Origin of the sequence: Sinorhizobium sp. P24N7, assembly GCF_042436655.1 — a bacterium.
In the GTDB taxonomy this organism is placed as follows: domain Bacteria; phylum Pseudomonadota; class Alphaproteobacteria; order Rhizobiales; family Rhizobiaceae; genus Sinorhizobium; species Sinorhizobium meliloti_A.
Genome location: NZ_JBHMIW010000001.1, coordinates 525,904 through 540,718, shown reverse-complemented (window position 1 = coordinate 540,718; position 14,815 = coordinate 525,904). Strand labels below are relative to the sequence as shown.

General features: G+C 64.0%; 14 protein-coding genes and 1 pseudogene. 9 read left to right on the top strand and 6 right to left on the bottom strand.

What is annotated here, in order from left to right; genetic code table 11:
* Window positions 1-36 precede the first annotated feature (36 nt).
* The 7 genes from ACFHWW_RS02570 to deoA all read left to right on the top strand — a co-directional run bounded on the left by ACFHWW_RS02570 (window position 37) and on the right by deoA (window position 8,690).
* Window positions 37-2,256 (top strand): heavy metal translocating P-type ATPase, encoded by a 2,220-nt coding sequence (locus tag ACFHWW_RS02570; protein WP_379937196.1) that lies wholly within the window; start codon window positions 37-39, stop codon window positions 2,254-2,256.
* A 277-nt stretch (window positions 2,257-2,533) separates the two neighbouring features.
* Complete coding sequence (locus ACFHWW_RS02565; RefSeq protein WP_379937195.1) at window positions 2,534-4,069, top strand: ABC transporter ATP-binding protein; 1,536 nt, start codon at window positions 2,534-2,536, stop codon at window positions 4,067-4,069.
* Window positions 4,066-5,199, top strand: coding sequence for an ABC transporter permease (locus ACFHWW_RS02560; RefSeq protein WP_127708786.1), 1,134 nt, complete (start codon window positions 4,066-4,068; stop codon window positions 5,197-5,199). The genes ACFHWW_RS02565 and ACFHWW_RS02560 overlap by 4 nt, the downstream gene beginning before the upstream one ends.
* 4 nt (window positions 5,200-5,203) lie before the next feature.
* Window positions 5,204-6,175, top strand: coding sequence for an ABC transporter permease (locus tag ACFHWW_RS02555; RefSeq protein ID WP_018093761.1), 972 nt, complete (start codon window positions 5,204-5,206; stop codon window positions 6,173-6,175).
* 2 nt (window positions 6,176-6,177) lie between these two features.
* Complete coding sequence (locus ACFHWW_RS02550) at window positions 6,178-6,573, top strand: cytidine deaminase (protein ID WP_003536146.1); 396 nt, start codon at window positions 6,178-6,180, stop codon at window positions 6,571-6,573.
* Complete coding sequence (locus tag ACFHWW_RS02545) at window positions 6,570-7,367, top strand: purine-nucleoside phosphorylase (RefSeq protein WP_338277495.1); 798 nt, start codon at window positions 6,570-6,572, stop codon at window positions 7,365-7,367. The genes ACFHWW_RS02550 and ACFHWW_RS02545 overlap by 4 nt, the downstream gene beginning before the upstream one ends.
* Window positions 7,368-7,373: 6 nt before the next feature.
* Window positions 7,374-8,690, top strand: a complete 1,317-nt coding sequence (gene deoA / locus ACFHWW_RS02540) for a thymidine phosphorylase (protein WP_379937194.1) — start codon at window positions 7,374-7,376, stop codon at window positions 8,688-8,690.
* Between the two features lie 102 nt (window positions 8,691-8,792).
* Here deoA and upp read toward each other — a convergent pair whose 3' ends face one another.
* The 6 genes and pseudogenes from upp to ACFHWW_RS02510 all read right to left on the bottom strand — a co-directional run bounded on the left by upp (window position 8,793) and on the right by ACFHWW_RS02510 (window position 13,761).
* Window positions 8,793-9,422 carry a uracil phosphoribosyltransferase gene (gene upp, locus ACFHWW_RS02535; RefSeq protein ID WP_018093764.1) on the bottom strand — a complete coding sequence of 210 codons (630 nt, stop codon included), beginning with the start codon at window positions 9,420-9,422 and terminating at the stop codon, window positions 8,793-8,795.
* A 112-nt stretch (window positions 9,423-9,534) separates the two neighbouring features.
* Window positions 9,535-10,506: pseudogene (locus ACFHWW_RS02530) on the bottom strand (adenosine deaminase); the annotation flags it as partial.
* Window positions 10,503-11,723, bottom strand: coding sequence for a phosphopentomutase (locus tag ACFHWW_RS02525; RefSeq protein WP_379937193.1), 1,221 nt, complete (start codon window positions 11,721-11,723; stop codon window positions 10,503-10,505). The gene ACFHWW_RS02525 and the pseudogene ACFHWW_RS02530, both read right to left, overlap by 4 nt.
* 170 nt (window positions 11,724-11,893) lie before the next feature.
* Entirely contained in the window at window positions 11,894-12,478 is a 585-nt protein-coding gene (locus ACFHWW_RS02520; RefSeq protein WP_338277503.1) for a TadE/TadG family type IV pilus assembly protein, read from the bottom strand.
* A 7-nt stretch (window positions 12,479-12,485) separates the two neighbouring features.
* Entirely contained in the window at window positions 12,486-13,100 is a 615-nt protein-coding gene (locus tag ACFHWW_RS02515) for a TadE/TadG family type IV pilus assembly protein (RefSeq protein WP_100669923.1), read from the bottom strand.
* 244 nt (window positions 13,101-13,344) lie between these two features.
* Window positions 13,345-13,761: a pilus assembly protein N-terminal domain-containing protein gene (locus tag ACFHWW_RS02510; protein ID WP_379937191.1), complete on the bottom strand. Its 417-nt coding sequence runs from the start codon at window positions 13,759-13,761 to the stop codon at window positions 13,345-13,347.
* A gap of 251 nt (window positions 13,762-14,012) precedes the next feature.
* Here ACFHWW_RS02510 and ACFHWW_RS02505 point away from each other — a divergent pair, with 251 nt between their 5' ends.
* Complete coding sequence (locus ACFHWW_RS02505; protein WP_379937190.1) at window positions 14,013-14,201, top strand: Flp family type IVb pilin; 189 nt, start codon at window positions 14,013-14,015, stop codon at window positions 14,199-14,201.
* A 94-nt stretch (window positions 14,202-14,295) separates the two neighbouring features.
* Window positions 14,296-14,808, top strand: a complete 513-nt coding sequence (locus ACFHWW_RS02500) for a prepilin peptidase (RefSeq protein ID WP_379937189.1) — start codon at window positions 14,296-14,298, stop codon at window positions 14,806-14,808.
* Window positions 14,809-14,815: the final 7 nt, after the last annotated feature.

The following is a 14,815-nucleotide window of genomic DNA, read 5'->3' as shown; positions in this document are numbered from 1 at the left end:
GACTTAGCCTGCTTCCGGTTTCGTAAGGAGCATGGAATGACAGGCATATTTCGGGAAACGAGATTCCGCGTCGATGGGATGGATTGCGCGTCCTGCGCGACCAAGATCGACACGGCCGTCAGGCGGGTTGCGGGGGTCGAGGACGTGAATGTCTCGGTGGCCGCCGGCACCATGACCGTCCGGCATGTGGCGCGCGACGATATCGGCGCCCAGGTGATGCGGAAGGTCGGCGGCCTTGGCTACGGGCTTACGGCGCTTGACGTTGCGACGGAACGGCAGCCGGCTCAGAGCGAGCACGCCTGCTGCGGCCACGGGCATGTTGCAGGCGGCCCGCACCACGATCACGGCCATCCGACAATCCTTCCGGCAGGCACGAAGCCGTCGTCCCATTTCAGGGCGCCCTTGCCATGGTGGCGAACGGCAAAAGGCAGGCTCACGCTCGCCTGCGGCGTTGCCCTTGCCGCAGCCTACGCCATCGGCCAGTTCGTTCCCGGTACCGAGCCCTGGATTTTCACCCTCGCCATGCTCGTCGGCCTGGTGCCGATCGCGAGACGCGCGCTCATGGCAGCTGTTTCCGGCACGCCTTTCTCGATCGAGATGCTGATGACCATTGCGGCAGCCGGTGCCGTCTTCATCGGCGCCGGCGAGGAAGCGGCCATGGTCGTCCTCCTGTTCCTGATCGGGGAACTGCTCGAGGGCGTTGCCGCGGGCAAGGCACGGGCGAGCATACAGGCGCTGACGGCGCTCGTGCCGAAATCGGCGCTCCTCGAAGAAAACGGCAGGACCGTGGAGGTCCCCGCCGAAAGCCTGGCCCCTGGCGCCATCGTCCTCGTCCGTCCCGGCGACCGGCTTCCCGCCGACGGTATCATCGTCTCCGGCGAGAGCGGCGTCGACGAGGCGCCGGTGACAGGCGAGAGCACGCCCGTCCTGAAGGAAGCCGGCGCGAACGTCTTTGCCGGAACCGTCAATGGTGACGGCGCGCTCCGGGTGCGCGTCACCGCCGCCGCAGCCGACAACACCATCGCGCGCGTCATCAGGCTTGTCGAAGAGGCGCAGGAGAAGAAGGCGCCGACGGAGCGTTTCATCGATCGCTTCTCCCGATATTACACGCCGGGCGTGGTGCTCGTCGCGGCATTGGTCGCGATCATCCCGCCGCTCGCCTTCGACGGCCTGTGGCAGGACTGGATTTACAAAGGGCTCGCGCTTCTCCTGATCGGTTGCCCCTGTGCCCTCGTCATCTCCACGCCGGCCGCGATCGCGGCGAGCCTTTCGGCAGGTGCACGCCGCGGTCTTCTGATCAAGGGCGGCGCCGTCCTCGAAAATCTCGGCAGGATCACAGCCGTCGCCTTCGACAAGACCGGAACGCTCACCGAAGGCAGGCCGAAGCTGACCGACATCGTCGCCTTCGGCAGATCGGAAGCGGAGGTGCTCGACTACGCCGCTGCGCTCGAACAGGGATCCAGCCATCCGCTGGCCCGCGCCGTCCTGTCGCGTGCCGAAGCCGATGGATTGGCGCTCCTTCCCGTCGAAGGCGCCAGGGCGATCGGGGGCAAGGGCGTTGCCGCTTCCGCAGACGGCGTCGAGCTTTTCCTCGGCTCGCCCGAGGCGGCCCGGGAGCGCGCGCCGCTGGCGGCGGATGAACTGGCTCGGATCGAAACCCTGCAGGATGAGGGGAAGACCGTCTCCGTGCTCGTCGTCGGCGGGAGGGCAGCCGGAGCGCTTGCCATGCGCGACGAACCGCGTGCGGATGCCGCGGCGGGCCTGAGGGCGCTCGCCGCTCAGGGGTTGCGGGTGGTGATGCTCACCGGCGACAACCGGGCGACGGCCGAGGCGATCGCCGGCCGGCTCGGGGGCATCGAGGCGCATGCAGGGCTTCTTCCCGAGGATAAGCAGCGCATCGTAAGCGGGCTCAAGGCCGAAGGCTTCGTCGTGGCGAAGGTCGGCGACGGCATCAACGACGCGCCGGCTCTGGCGGCGGCGGATGTCGGCATCGCCGTTGGCGGCGGCACCGACGTGGCGCTGGAAACGGCCGACGCGGCCAGCCTCCATGCCCGCGTCTCGGACGTCTCGGAGATGGTGAAGCTGTCACGGGTGACGATGCGCAACATTCACCAGAACATCACGATCGCACTCGGCCTCAAGGCCGTGTTCCTGGCGACCACCATTGCCGGCGTGACGGGCCTCTGGCCGGCGATCCTCGCCGATACCGGCGCGACCGTCCTGGTGACGATCAACGCATTGAGGCTGCTGCGTTAGTTGGCCGGGATTTAGCCCGCGACCTTCCGCAAGGCCCCCCAAACCCTCCCCACAAGGGGGAGGGAAGCGGCTTCACGCACCCGCGCCATGGATGCAATCTCCCTGTGTATATTCGCGCTGGACTCTCACCGGCGATCCTATGAGAGTATAAGGAGATTTCGTCGCCCAGGCTTTCGCGCCTGAAAATCGATGATAAACTTATACCAAATGGTAAAAAAATTGTCGGCACGGTTTCTGCGATGAGCCGAAGCGGGCAAAAAGGGGATCGCAGGCCAATATGAACAATATTGCCATCGAATTGCGTGGAATAGACAAGAGCTTCGGGCTGGTCCACGCCAACAGGAACATCAATCTCAAGGTTCGCAAGGGCACGATCCACGGCATCATCGGTGAAAACGGTGCCGGCAAGTCGACGCTGATGTCGATCCTCTATGGCTTCTATCAGGCCGACAACGGTGAGATCCTGGTCGACGGCAAGCCTGTTTCCATTCGCGATCCGAATGCGGCGATCTCCGTCGGGATCGGCATGGTCCACCAGCACTTCATGCTGGTCGAGAACTTTACCGTGCTCGAAAACGTCATGCTCGGCGCCGAAGACAGCCAGATCCTCAACAAGGGCATCGCCAAGGCGCGGCAGGAGCTGAAGCGGCTCGAGAAGGAATATGCGCTCGAGGTCAATCCGGACGCCCTGATCGAGGAGCTGCCGGTCGGCCTCCAGCAGCGCGTCGAGATATTGAAGGCGCTTTATCGAAGGGCCGATATCCTGATCCTCGACGAACCGACCGGCGTCTTGACGCCGGCCGAGGCCGATCACCTGTTTCGTATCCTCGGCCAGCTCAAGGCGCAGGGAAAGACGATCATCCTCATCACCCATAAGCTGCGCGAGATCATGGCGATCACCGACGAGGTGTCGGTCATGCGGCGCGGCGAAATGGTGGCGACGCGCACGACGCGTGAAACCTCGGTCGAGGAACTGGCCGAGCTGATGGTCGGTCGGCGCGTGCTGCTGCGTGTCGAGAAGGGCGAGAGCAATCCCGTTGACGTGAAGCTCGCCGTCCAGGGGCTGACGGTCAAGGACAGCCGCGGCGTGACCATGGTCGATAACGTCTCCTTCGAGGTTCGTGCAGGCGAGATCGTCGGCATCGCCGGCGTGGCCGGCAACGGCCAGTCGGAACTGCTCGAAGCGATCGCCGGCATCCGCAAGGCCGCCTCCGGGACGGTTCTCCTCAACGGCAAGCCGGTGGACGTGACCGGGAACGCGGACCCGGCGAAACTGCGGGATCGCGGACTGGCGCATGTGCCGGAAGACCGGCATCACGTCGGTCTCGTGCTCAAGTTCGAGGAGTGCGAAAACGCGATCCTCGGTTACCACCATGACCCGCGCTTCTCCAACGGCATGTTCCTGAACATCGATGGGATCCGCAAGGATGCCGAGGAGAAGATTGCCAAATATGATATTCGCCCGCCGAATGCGCGGCTGAGGACGGCCAATTTTTCCGGTGGCAACCAGCAGAAGGTCGTGCTTGCGCGCGAGATGGAGCGGGATCCGGACGTCCTCATCATCGGCCAGCCGACCCGCGGCGTCGACGTCGGCGCGATCGAATTCATCCACAAGCGGATCATCGAGATGCGCGACCAGGGCAAGGCCGTTCTGCTGGTTTCGGTCGAGCTCGACGAGATACGTTCCCTTTCCGACCGCATCCTCGTGATGTTTGCCGGACGCGTCGTCGGCGAACGCAGCCCCGAAGCGACCGAAGGCGAGCTCGGCCTGCTGATGGCCGGTGTCGAAGGCCGCAAGGAGGCCGCAGAATGAGTACGCCCTATGCGAAACTCCCGGTATGGGTGGAATATGGCCTCATTCCGCTGATCAATCTTGCCGTCGCCTTCCTCGTCGCCGGCCTCGTCGTTCTCCTCGTCGGCGAAAACCCGCTCGAAGCCGCCTATCATCTCATCAACGGCGCCTTCGGCCGCGGCGAATATATCGGCTTCACGCTCTATTACGCGACGACCTTCATCTTCACCGGGCTCGCGGTGGCGGTCGCCTTTCATGCCGGTCTTTTCAACATCGGCGGCGAGGGCCAGGCCTATGTCGGCGGCATCGGCGTGGCGCTCGCCTGCCTCTGGCTCGACCAGACTATGCCCTGGTACGTGGTCTTCCCGCTCGCCATCGTCGGCTCCGCCTTCTTCGGCGCGCTCTGGGCGTTCCTGCCCGGCTGGCTGCAGGCCAAACGCGGCAGCCATATCGTCATCACCACCATCATGTTCAATTTCATCGCCTCCAGCCTGATGGTCTATCTGCTGACACGCGTGCTGAAGCCGCTCGGCTCGATGGCGCCGCAGACGCGCACCTTCGCCGAAGGCGGGCAATTGCCGAAGCTCGACTGGCTGCTGTCGATCTTCGGCCTCAATATCGGCACGGCGCCGTTCAACATCTCGTTCCTCCTGGCGCTGGCGGCCGCCTTCGCGGTCTGGGTGCTGATCTGGCGCACCAGGCTCGGCTACGAGATGCGCACCATGGGCCATAGCCCGTCTGCCGCGCGCTATGCCGGTATCAGCGAAAGCCGCATCACCGTCGTCGCCATGATGATATCAGGCGGCCTTGCCGGCATGATGGCGCTGAACCCGATCATGGGCGAGCAGTTCCGCATGCAGCTGGATTTCGTGCAAGGCGCCGGCTTCGTCGGCATCGCGGTGGCGTTGATGGGGCGCTCGCATCCGGGCGGCATCATTCCCGCCGCGATCCTTTTCGGCGTGCTCTACCAGGGCGGCGCCGAGATCGCCTTCGAGATGCCTTCGATCTCCCGGGACATGATCGTCATCATCCAGGGTCTCGTGATCCTCTTTGCCGGGGCGCTCGAGAACATGTTCCGCCCGGCGATCACGCGCGCCTTCGCGATGCGCGGCCAGCGCGCGGCCGCCGTCGTGCAGACCAAGGGAGCCTGAAATCATGGATTTCTTCCACGTTCTCGTCGTGCTCCTGGAATCGACGATCCGCGTCTCCGTGCCGCTGGTCTTCGCAGCCCTTGCCGGTCTGTTCACCGAGCGCGCCGGCGTTTTCGACATCGGCCTGGAGGGCAAGATGCTCGGTGCGGCCTTTGCCGCCGGGGCGGCGGCAGCCGTCACGCAGTCCGTCTGGGTGGGGCTCGTTGCGGCGATCCTCGTTTCCGTGGCCCTGTCGCTCGTCCACGGCTATGCTTCGATCACCCAGCGCGGTAACCAGATCGTCTCGGGTGTGGCGATCAACTTCATCGTTGCCGGTTCCACCGTGATCCTGGGAGAGGCCTGGTTCCGGCAAGGCGGCCGCACGCCGGCGCTCGCCGAAGGCGCGCGGTTCCAGACGATCAACTTCCCCGACGCGGACATGATCCGCGAAATTCCCGTCCTCGGGCCGGTCTATGCGGACCTCCTGTCCGGCCATTTCCTGCTCACCTATCTCGCCTTCGCCATGGTGCCGATCAGCTGGTGGATTCTCTACCGCACCCGTTTCGGCCTGAGGCTGCGCGCCGTCGGCGAGAATCCGGGCGCGGTCGATACCGCTGGTATCTCGGTGATCTGGCTCAGATACCGGGCTGTCATCTGCTGCGGCATTCTCTGCGGCTTTGCCGGCGCCTATCTTTCGCTGGCGATGACGGCGGGCTTCGTCAAGGGCATGACGGCGGGCAAGGGCTATATCGCGCTTGCGGCGCTGATCTTCGCCAAATGGCGGCCGCTCAACGTCATGTTCGCCTGCCTGCTCTTCGGCTTCCTCGATGCGCTCGCGATCCGTCTGCAGGGCACGCCCTTGCCGCTTATCGGCCAGGTTCCGGTGCAGCTCATGCAGGCCCTGCCCTATATCCTCACCGTCATCCTGCTTGCCGGCTTCATCGGCAAGGCCATTCCGCCGAAGGCGGGCGGCGTACCCTATGTGAAGGAGCGCTAATCATGTCCAAGGACGAACTCTTTGTCGCGGCGCGTGAAGCCATGGCGAAGGCGCATGCGCCCTACTCCAAGTTTCCGGTCGGCGCCGCCATTCGCGCCGAGGACGGCAGGATCTATACGGGCGCAAACATCGAGAACCTGTCCTTTCCGGAGGGCTGGTGCGCCGAGACGACGGCGATCAGCCATATGGTAATGGCCGGCCAGCGCAAGATCACGGAGGTCGCGGTGGTCGCCGAGAAACTCGCGCTCTGCCCGCCCTGCGGCGGCTGCCGTCAGCGGCTTGCGGAATTTTCCGGCGCGAGCACCCGCATCTATCTTTGCGACGAAACGGGGATCAGGAAGACGCTGGCGCTCTCCGACCTGCTGCCGCACAGCTTCGAGACGGAGATTCTCGGATGACGGCGGCGGCGGACTTCCTCGGGGGCAAGCTCGGGGCGCTTGCGCCCCGCTACGGGATCGTGCTCGGTTCCGGCCTCGGCTCGCTCGTCGACGCGGTGGCGGAGCCGCTGCGCATCCCCTATGCGGAGATCCCGGGCTTTCCGGTGAGCGGCGTTTCCGGCCATGCCGGCGAGTTCGTGGCGGGCAGGATCGGCAACACTCCCGTCGCCGTGCTTTCCGGCCGTGCCCATTATTACGAACGCGGCGACGCCAGTGCCATGCGCGTGCCGATCGAGACGCTGAAGCGGATCGGCGTCGAGAACCTGATCCTCACCAATTCCGCCGGTTCGCTGCGCGAAGACATGCCGCCGGGCTCGGTCATGCGCATTGCCGATCACATCGCCTTTGCCGGCGCCAATCCGCTGATCGGCGTCGAAAGCGACGAGCGCTTCGTCGGCATGACGAATGCCTATGACGCGGCGCTGGCCATAGGGATGGAGGAGGCCGCCGAACGCCTCGGCATCCCGCTCGCGCGCGGCGTCTATATGTGGTTCTCCGGGCCGAGCTTCGAGACGCCGGCCGAAATCCGCATGGCCCGTATCCTCGGTGCCGATGCGGTCGGCATGTCCACGGTGCCGGAGGTCATTCTCGCCCGGTTCTTCGGACTGAAGGTCGCCGCCGCCTCCGTCGTCACCAATTTTGCCGCCGGCATGACCGGGGCGGAACTCAGCCATGAAGAAACCAAGCAAATGGCACCGCTCGGCGGCACGCGGCTGGCGGCAATCCTGAAAGAGATGATCGCGAGCGAAGGCTGAACGGCCATGCTTCCGCAGGAAATCATACGAAAGAAAAGGGACGGCGATCGGCTTGATCCGGCGGATATCGCCGGTTTCATCGCGGGTGTGACCGATGGCTCGGTCTCGGAAGGGCAGGCGGCCGCCTTCGCCATGGCGGTCTGGTTTTCCGGGATGAATCGCGACGAATGCGTGGCGCTGACGCTGGCGATGCGCGATTCCGGGGAAACGCTCGACTGGAGCGATCTCGCACGTCCCATCGTCGACAAGCACTCGACGGGCGGCGTCGGCGACAATGTCTCGCTGATGCTGGCACCGATCGTCGCCGCCTGCGGTGCGGCCGTGCCGATGATTTCGGGCAGGGGGCTCGGCCACACCGGCGGGACGCTCGACAAGCTCGAATCGATTCCCGGCTATGACATCCAGCCATCGCCCGAGCACTTTCGGCTGGTGGTCGATGAGGTCGGCTGCGCCATCATCGGCCAGACCGCCGATCTCGCGCCGGCCGACAAGCGCCTCTATGCGATCCGCGACGTGACGGCCACCGTCGATTCGGTGCCGCTGATCACCGCATCGATCCTTTCGAAAAAGCTCGCCGCAGGGCTCGGGTCGCTGGTCCTCGACGTCAAGCTCGGCAATGGCTCCTTCATGACGGATCCCGCCGAAACCGAAGTCCTGGCGCGTTCGCTGGTCGAGGTCGCCAATGGCGCGGGCGTGCGCACCTCTGCGCTGATCACCGACATGAACGAGCCACTGGCCGACGCGGCCGGAAACGCGCTCGAAATAGAGAGCTGCCTGGCCTATCTGCGTGGCGAGAAAGCGGGAACCCGCCTCGATCAGGTCGTGATGGCCCTGGCTGGGGAAATGCTCGTTGCAGCGGGTATTGCGGCGCATGAAACCGAAGCCGAAGCCATGGCGCGGCGCGTCCTGGAGAGCGGGCAGGCGATGGAGCGTTTCGGCCTCATGATCCGGCGGCTCGGCGGACCTGCCGATTTCGTGGATCGCCCGGGCGCCTATCTTGCCGAGGCGCCCGCGGTCCTTGCCGTGCCGGCGGGCCGGAACGGCTATCTGGCGTCCTGCGAGACGCGCGAATTGGGAATGTCGGTCATCGCACTCGGCGGCGGGCGCATCCGCCCGGATGACCGGATCGATCATCGCGTCGGTTTTACCGGCCTGCGACCGCTCAGGACGAAAGTCGAAAAGGGCGAGCCGATCGCCTTCGTCCATGCTGCCGACCGAAGCCAGGCCGAGGCGATCGCAAAGCGGGTTGCCACGCTCTATGCGATCGCGGACGAGGAGCCGGCGCAACGGCCGGTGGTCGTTTCGAAGCTGAGAGCGGAGTGAGGAAAAGCGTGTGCGGTTTTGCGCCCGCATCCCGCACCTTATCGGACTCGTTGACGAGATGCAGCGCCTTTTCCGAGGCGGCAGGACGGCAGGCCGACAACCCTACTTCGTTCCGTACATGCGGTCTCCCGCATCGCCGAGGCCCGGCACGATATAGCCCTTCTCGTTGAGATGGCTGTCGATCGAGGCGGTGAAGATCGGAACGTCCGGATGGGCGCCCTGGAAGTTGCGAATACCCTCCGGAGCGGCAAGGAGGCAGAGGAAGCGGATGTTCCGCGCACCGCGCTCCTTGAGCTTCTCGATGGCCGCGATCGAGGAATTGCCGGTGGCGAGCATCGGGTCGACGACGATGACGAGGCGCTCGTTGATGTTGTCCGGCGCCTTGAAGAAATATTCGACCGCCTGCAGAGTCTCGTGGTCCCGGTAGACGCCGATATGCGCAACGCGCGCCGAGGGTACCAGTTCGAGCATGCCCTCCAGCAGGCCGTTGCCGGCGCGCAGGATGGAAGCGAAGACGAGCTTCTTGCCCTCGAGCACCGGTGCGTCGGTTTCCACGAGAGGCGTCTCGATCCGTTCGGTCGTCAGCTCCAGATCGCGCGTGACCTCATAGCAGAGCAGCGTGGAGATTTCCTTGAGCAACCGGCGGAAGCCCGCAGTCGACGTTTCCTTCTTGCGCATTATGGTCAGCTTGTGCTGCACCAGCGGATGACCGATCACCGTTACGCCGTCCATGGCTCATCTTCCCCGCGAAAATTGGCTATCCACCCTCTTTTCCATGGAAAGGGCGGGGGCCGCAAGAGTGTAGGTGGAAGTTGTGCAGCTGCGCCCGCTCATCCGCGCAACAGACATGCAACGCGGCCAGCAACCTCTCTCGCGTGGGCTCGTCCACGAAGGCGGCTTCAATCGCGGTCTTCGTCATCCGGTCGATCTCGCTGTCGGAGAAGCCCATCGCGTGGAAGGCGATGTCGTATTCCTGCGCGAGCGACGTGTGGAAGAAGGGAGGATCGTCGGAATTGAGCGTCACGCGGACGCCGGCTTCGTAAAGCCGCCTAAGGGGATGCGAGGCAAAGTCCGGGAACACCTGAAGCGCGACATTCGAACCGGGACAGACTTCGAGCACGACGCCCTCGTCGGCAAGGCGCTTCACGAGATCGCCGTCCTCGATCGCCCGGACCCCGTGGCTGATCCGGGCCGGGCGGACATGGTCCAGCGCATCGCGCACGCTGAAGGCGCCGGAAAGTTCGCCCGCGTGGATGGTGAGGCCGAGGCCGGCATCGCGGACGGTGTCGAAGGCGCGGGAGAATTCGGCGACGCTGTGCATGCGCTCCTCGCCGGCCAGATTGAAGCCGGTCACGAGCGGATGCCGGCGCATCGCTGCATATTCGGCGGTCCTGATGACGGAGTCGGGACCGAAATGGCGGATGCCGGTGATCAGCATGCGCGATTCGATGCCGGTCTTCGCCTTCGCCGCCTCCATGCCGGCGGCGAGGCCCTCGATATAGGCGTCGGCGCCGAGCCCGATCGTTTCGCCATGGTCGGGCGAGACGATGATTTCGCTGTAGATCGTACCCGCTTCGGCAAGCTCCGTCAGATAGGTCTCGGCGAGAAGCGCATAGTCGCCCTCGGTGCGAAACAGCGAGGCGACGGCGTCGTAGCACCTTACGAAGCTGCTGAAATCCTCCCAGACATAGGCCCTGTCGCGGATGATCGCGCTGGTGTCGACGCCGTATTTGCGCGCCTGCCTCAGCGCCAGGTCAGGCGGCGTCGCGCCCTCGATATGGCAATGCAGTTCGGCTTTCTTCAGATGAGCGGTCAAATGAGGCTTCTCCCATGTGGGCCGGCGCCAATGCCGAGATGTCTTGCGACGGTTTCTCCGATATGGGCGAAGCTGTCGGCGATGCCGAAGGAGCGGCTGCGAAGCGTCGGGCCGAACATCAGCACCGGCACGCGCTCGCGCGTGTGGTCGGTGCCGCGCCAGGTCGGATCGCAGCCATGGTCGGCGGTCAGGATCACCATGTCGCCGGGTTTCAGCCGGCGGTCGAGATCGGGCAGGCGTGCATCGAAGGCTTCGAGCGCGGCGGCATAGCCGGGCACGTCGCGGCGATGGCCGTAGAGCATGTCGAAGTCGACGAAATTGGTGAAGACGAGCGCCCCGTCTTCGGCCTCTTCGATGGCTTCCAGACTGGCGTCGAACAGAGCCATGTTGCCGTTGGCCTTGGTAAGCCTGGTCACACCCTGATGGGCGAAGATGTCGCCGATCTTGCCGATCGCGTGCACCGTGCGCCCGGCCTCCTGCAGCCGGTCGAGAACGGTCGGCTCGGGCGGCGGCACCGAATAGTCGCGACGGTTGCCCGTGCGCGTGAAGTTGCCCGGGTCGCTGCCGACGAAGGGCCGTGCGATGACGCGGCCGATATTGTGGTCGTCGACGAGCCGGCGGACGACCTCGCAGAGGTTCAGCAGGCGCTCCAGCCCGAAGGTCTGTTCATGCGCGGCGATCTGGAAGACGGAATCGGACGAGGTGTAGCAGATCGGCTTGCCGCTCCGCATATGCTCTTCGCCGTGGCGGGCGATGATGTCGGTACCCGAAGCATGGCAATTGCCGAGAATGCCGGGCACATCGCCCTCGCGACAGATCGCTTCGACCAGTTCGGGAGGGAAGGCGTCGCCTTCGGCCGGAAAATAGCCCCAGTCGAAGGTCACCGGCGTGCCGGCGATTTCCCAATGACCGGACGGCGTGTCCTTGCCGCGCGAGACTTCGCTTGCAGCGCCGTAGATCCCGTAGACGCGTTCCGGCAGCGCCATGCCGGCGGGCAGCCGCCCGGTCGCGAGCCGCGCCGCATGCATGAGGCCGAGCGCCGACATGTTGGGCAGATGAAGCGGCCCTTCCCGCAGACCCGTCCGGTCGGCCGCTCCCGCCGCGCAGAATTCCGCGATATGTCCGAGCGTATCGGCGCCGAGATCGCCGAAAGCCTCTGCGTCCGGCGCATTGCCGATGCCGAAGGAATCGAGGACGAAAAGGAACGCACGCGCCATGAAACACCCTGACTGATCCCGAGCGCGAGCGCGATAAGCGGCGAGCCGGTGCCATTAAGATTTTCGCGGCCGTCGCCGCACAATCCGGCAGAAATAGCGCGCCGCCTTGTCCATTGCAATTGATGCATGCCGTCCAGGACCCACGCGGCGTGGGTGCCGGGAGGGAAGCCTCAGCAATCGGTGCAGTTGATGGTCGTGCCGAAGCGCTGGCGGTAGTAGGAGGTCCTGGAGAGAGGGATCGTGCCGCCGGCGTCCGAGCCGAACAGGGAAAGCTGGTGATTGACGACGAGTTCGGTGCGCACGACGAAGGCATTCACCGCGTCGAGATCCGCCGGAACGCTGACCACGGAATTGACCGCATAGGGAACCGTCGCACCGTCGCTCGCGTCCGACCAGCCCCGGGACCAGGCGACCTTGCCTTCGGTCGTGCCGTTCACCTGGATGCCGGTGATCTTGAGGTCGTAGTCGGAGCCGTCATAGGGCACCAGCATGTTTTTTGCGACGTTGCGCATGTCGTCCAGAAAGGCCTTGGTCACCTGCTGCTCCTGGGTGACGATGTCGCTCACCGCACTCGAGGCCCGCCCGACCTTGCGCGCCACGGTGAAGCCGAGCGAGAGCTCGAAAGCGCCGATATAGGCCGCGATCAGAAGCGGTGCGACAATGGCGAATTCCACGGCCCCGGCGCCGCGCCGGTCCCGCAACAGTCCGTGGAAGACCCCCCACAGCTGCCGTTTGCATGCAGGAAGGCGTTCCATGGCGGCCTCAATAGTTTTCGTTGCGGAAGGTGGCGGTCGAGACCATCAGATAATCGCGCGGCATGCTGTCGCCGGCGGGTCTGAGCTTGGTCACCAGGGGACGAACGAGATCGGTGATCACGGTCCAGCGGTAATAGGCGCGCACCATGGTGTAGTCGTTCGGGCCGCCGGGTGCGAAAGTAAAGCCGCTGGTGTCGAGATCGGAGCCGATCCGCGGCACGGCTTCCGGAAAGACACTGAGATCGGCGGGAAGCTTGCGGACGTCGAGATAGAGTTTCGAGGCTTGCGTCGCCTCGGTCGCCGAGCAGGTCATCATAATCGCGATTTCCTCGCAGAAGGCCTGGCGGAACTGGGTTTCTGTCGTGAAGCCGGGCTTGCCGGCATCTGTAGTGATTTCACCCGTGCGGATTTTCCGCGCCAGCGTATCGGTCGCATTGGCCAGCAATTGCTCGCCGGCAAAAGCGACGAATGTCTCGATCGAGGCGAAGACGACGATGAAGAAGGGCATTGCAAGGATCGCGAATTCGATCGCGGTCGCACCTTTCCGGTCGCCGATGAAGCGCCGGAACAGGCCGCGCGGGGAGCGAGCCCGGGGAGTGGATGCTTTCTCGTCGATCGACATCGCGCCGTTCCATCCTGTCAACTGGTTGGCGCAAAATACACGGCGACTGTTGAAGATTCGTTTTCGAGGACCCGGAGAATTTTAGTGGTTCTGAAGCTGAGGGCGGAACGGCCCCTCATCCCGCTGCCGCGACCTTCTCCCCACACGCGGGGAGAAGGGACAAGCGGCTCGCTTTGCGGCTTAAGTCCCCTCTCCCCGCTTGCGGGGGAGGGTTAGGGTGAGGGGCAGGGCGAATTTTCCGGTCTTAATTGCCGCTCGAAGCGGAAGCCTGCCGTTCCGCACGCTCGCAATTGGGCGTGCAGGAGAGAACGGTGCGGACGGTCTGCTTATAGACGCGCACCGTGTTGCCCTCGTCGATCGATACGAGGATGCGCTCGTCGACCATGGCGTTGCCGTCCTGGTCGAGAATGACGAGATTGGTGGTGCCGAAATTGCGCCCGGTCAGCACGATGGTCTTCGCATCCGCCACGGTCGCGTCGGCAACCTCCGCATTGCCGATGATCACCTTGCTGACCGGCCGGTCGAGCTTCAGCACGCGGGCGTGGTCCATATAGACGCGCATCATTTCTTCAGCCGCGCGGGCGCCGTCCGGTGCGGCGATCGCCAGAAATGCAGTCGTTGCAAGCAGTGCGGCCCGTGGGGTCGCTGAGGGCGTGTTCATGGCGCGTCCTGACGGTCTATCTGCCGCATTCTGGCGCGTTTTGGTGAATGAATGGTTACGCCGATGCGGCGCAATTTAAGGTATCCATTTTCCGCACATTTACCCAGGAAAAAGCGAGTTTCCTTTAACCTCACGATAACCGGTTTCCTTAAGCGGAAAGCAATTAGCCCCCGCTAAATTCAGGGTATCCGATCAACGGCAACAGTTTGACGGACGTGCTGAACAACAAGTGAAGTTTGAGGAGAATAGTCATGAAGACCATTTTTGCACGCCTGATGAAGGACGAGTCCGGCGCAACCGCAATCGAATACGGCCTGATAGCAGCCCTGATTTCGGTGGCGTTGATCGGCGGCGCACAGACGCTCGGCGGCGCCCTGGACGAGCAGTTCAACGATCTGAGTACGTTCCTTAACGTCGATCCAGCCGGTGGCGCAGAATAATCGAGCCGCGAATATATCGGGCCGCCTTCGTCCGAAGGCGGCCTTTTCTTTGCCCTAGCCAGGCGGAAGCTAAACGAAGACAAGAGGAACTTGGATGATAGACGCAGCCATCTTACTGCTTTTTCCATTTCTTCTGGCACTCGCGGCGTTCTCAGATTTACTTACGATGAGAATTCCCAATTATGTTTCGGCGGTCCTCTTTGTCTCATTTCTTCTGATAGGGCCCCTTATGGGCTTTAATCTTGCGCAGATAGGCCTCCATATCGCCGCGGCGGCTGCTGTCTTTGCCGGCTGCTTCTGCCTTTTTGCTGCAAACGTGATGGGGGGAGGGGACGCGAAACTCTTGACTGCCAGTGCCATCTGGTTCGGCTTCAACGCCTCGCTCGTTGCTTTCTTTTTGTATGTCTCGGTTTTCGGCGGGCTTTTAACACTGCTCGTCCTTTTCTTGCGCAGCCAAGAGAACCTGATCCTTGCCGCCCGCATCCCGGTTCCGCGCCTGCTGCTGACTGCGAAGAAAATTCCTTACGGCATCGCCATCGCGTTCGGCGGATTTGCTGCCTATCCCTCGTCACCCCTGATGCAGGCCGCCTTTGCGCAGCTTCCGTGACGCGCTT

Bases quoted from the DNA above. Each gene is read 5' to 3' on its own strand.
- ACFHWW_RS02570 (WP_379937196.1), top strand. From the start codon at position 37: ATGACAGGCATATTTCGGGAAACGAGATTCCGCGTCGATGGGATGGAT.
- ACFHWW_RS02565 (WP_379937195.1), top strand. From the start codon at position 2,534: ATGAACAATATTGCCATCGAATTGCGTGGAATAGACAAGAGCTTCGGG.
- ACFHWW_RS02560 (WP_127708786.1), top strand. From the start codon at position 4,066: ATGAGTACGCCCTATGCGAAACTCCCGGTATGGGTGGAATATGGCCTC.
- ACFHWW_RS02555 (WP_018093761.1), top strand. From the start codon at position 5,204: ATGGATTTCTTCCACGTTCTCGTCGTGCTCCTGGAATCGACGATCCGC.
- ACFHWW_RS02550 (WP_003536146.1), top strand. From the start codon at position 6,178: ATGTCCAAGGACGAACTCTTTGTCGCGGCGCGTGAAGCCATGGCGAAG.
- ACFHWW_RS02545 (WP_338277495.1), top strand. From the start codon at position 6,570: ATGACGGCGGCGGCGGACTTCCTCGGGGGCAAGCTCGGGGCGCTTGCG.
- deoA (WP_379937194.1), top strand. From the start codon at position 7,374: ATGCTTCCGCAGGAAATCATACGAAAGAAAAGGGACGGCGATCGGCTT.
- upp (WP_018093764.1), bottom strand. From the start codon at position 9,422: ATGGACGGCGTAACGGTGATCGGTCATCCGCTGGTGCAGCACAAGCTG.
- ACFHWW_RS02525 (WP_379937193.1), bottom strand. From the start codon at position 11,723: ATGGCGCGTGCGTTCCTTTTCGTCCTCGATTCCTTCGGCATCGGCAAT.
- ACFHWW_RS02520 (WP_338277503.1), bottom strand. From the start codon at position 12,478: ATGGAACGCCTTCCTGCATGCAAACGGCAGCTGTGGGGGGTCTTCCAC.
- ACFHWW_RS02515 (WP_100669923.1), bottom strand. From the start codon at position 13,100: ATGTCGATCGACGAGAAAGCATCCACTCCCCGGGCTCGCTCCCCGCGC.
- ACFHWW_RS02510 (WP_379937191.1), bottom strand. From the start codon at position 13,761: ATGAACACGCCCTCAGCGACCCCACGGGCCGCACTGCTTGCAACGACT.
- ACFHWW_RS02505 (WP_379937190.1), top strand. From the start codon at position 14,013: ATGAAGACCATTTTTGCACGCCTGATGAAGGACGAGTCCGGCGCAACC.
- ACFHWW_RS02500 (WP_379937189.1), top strand. From the start codon at position 14,296: ATGATAGACGCAGCCATCTTACTGCTTTTTCCATTTCTTCTGGCACTC.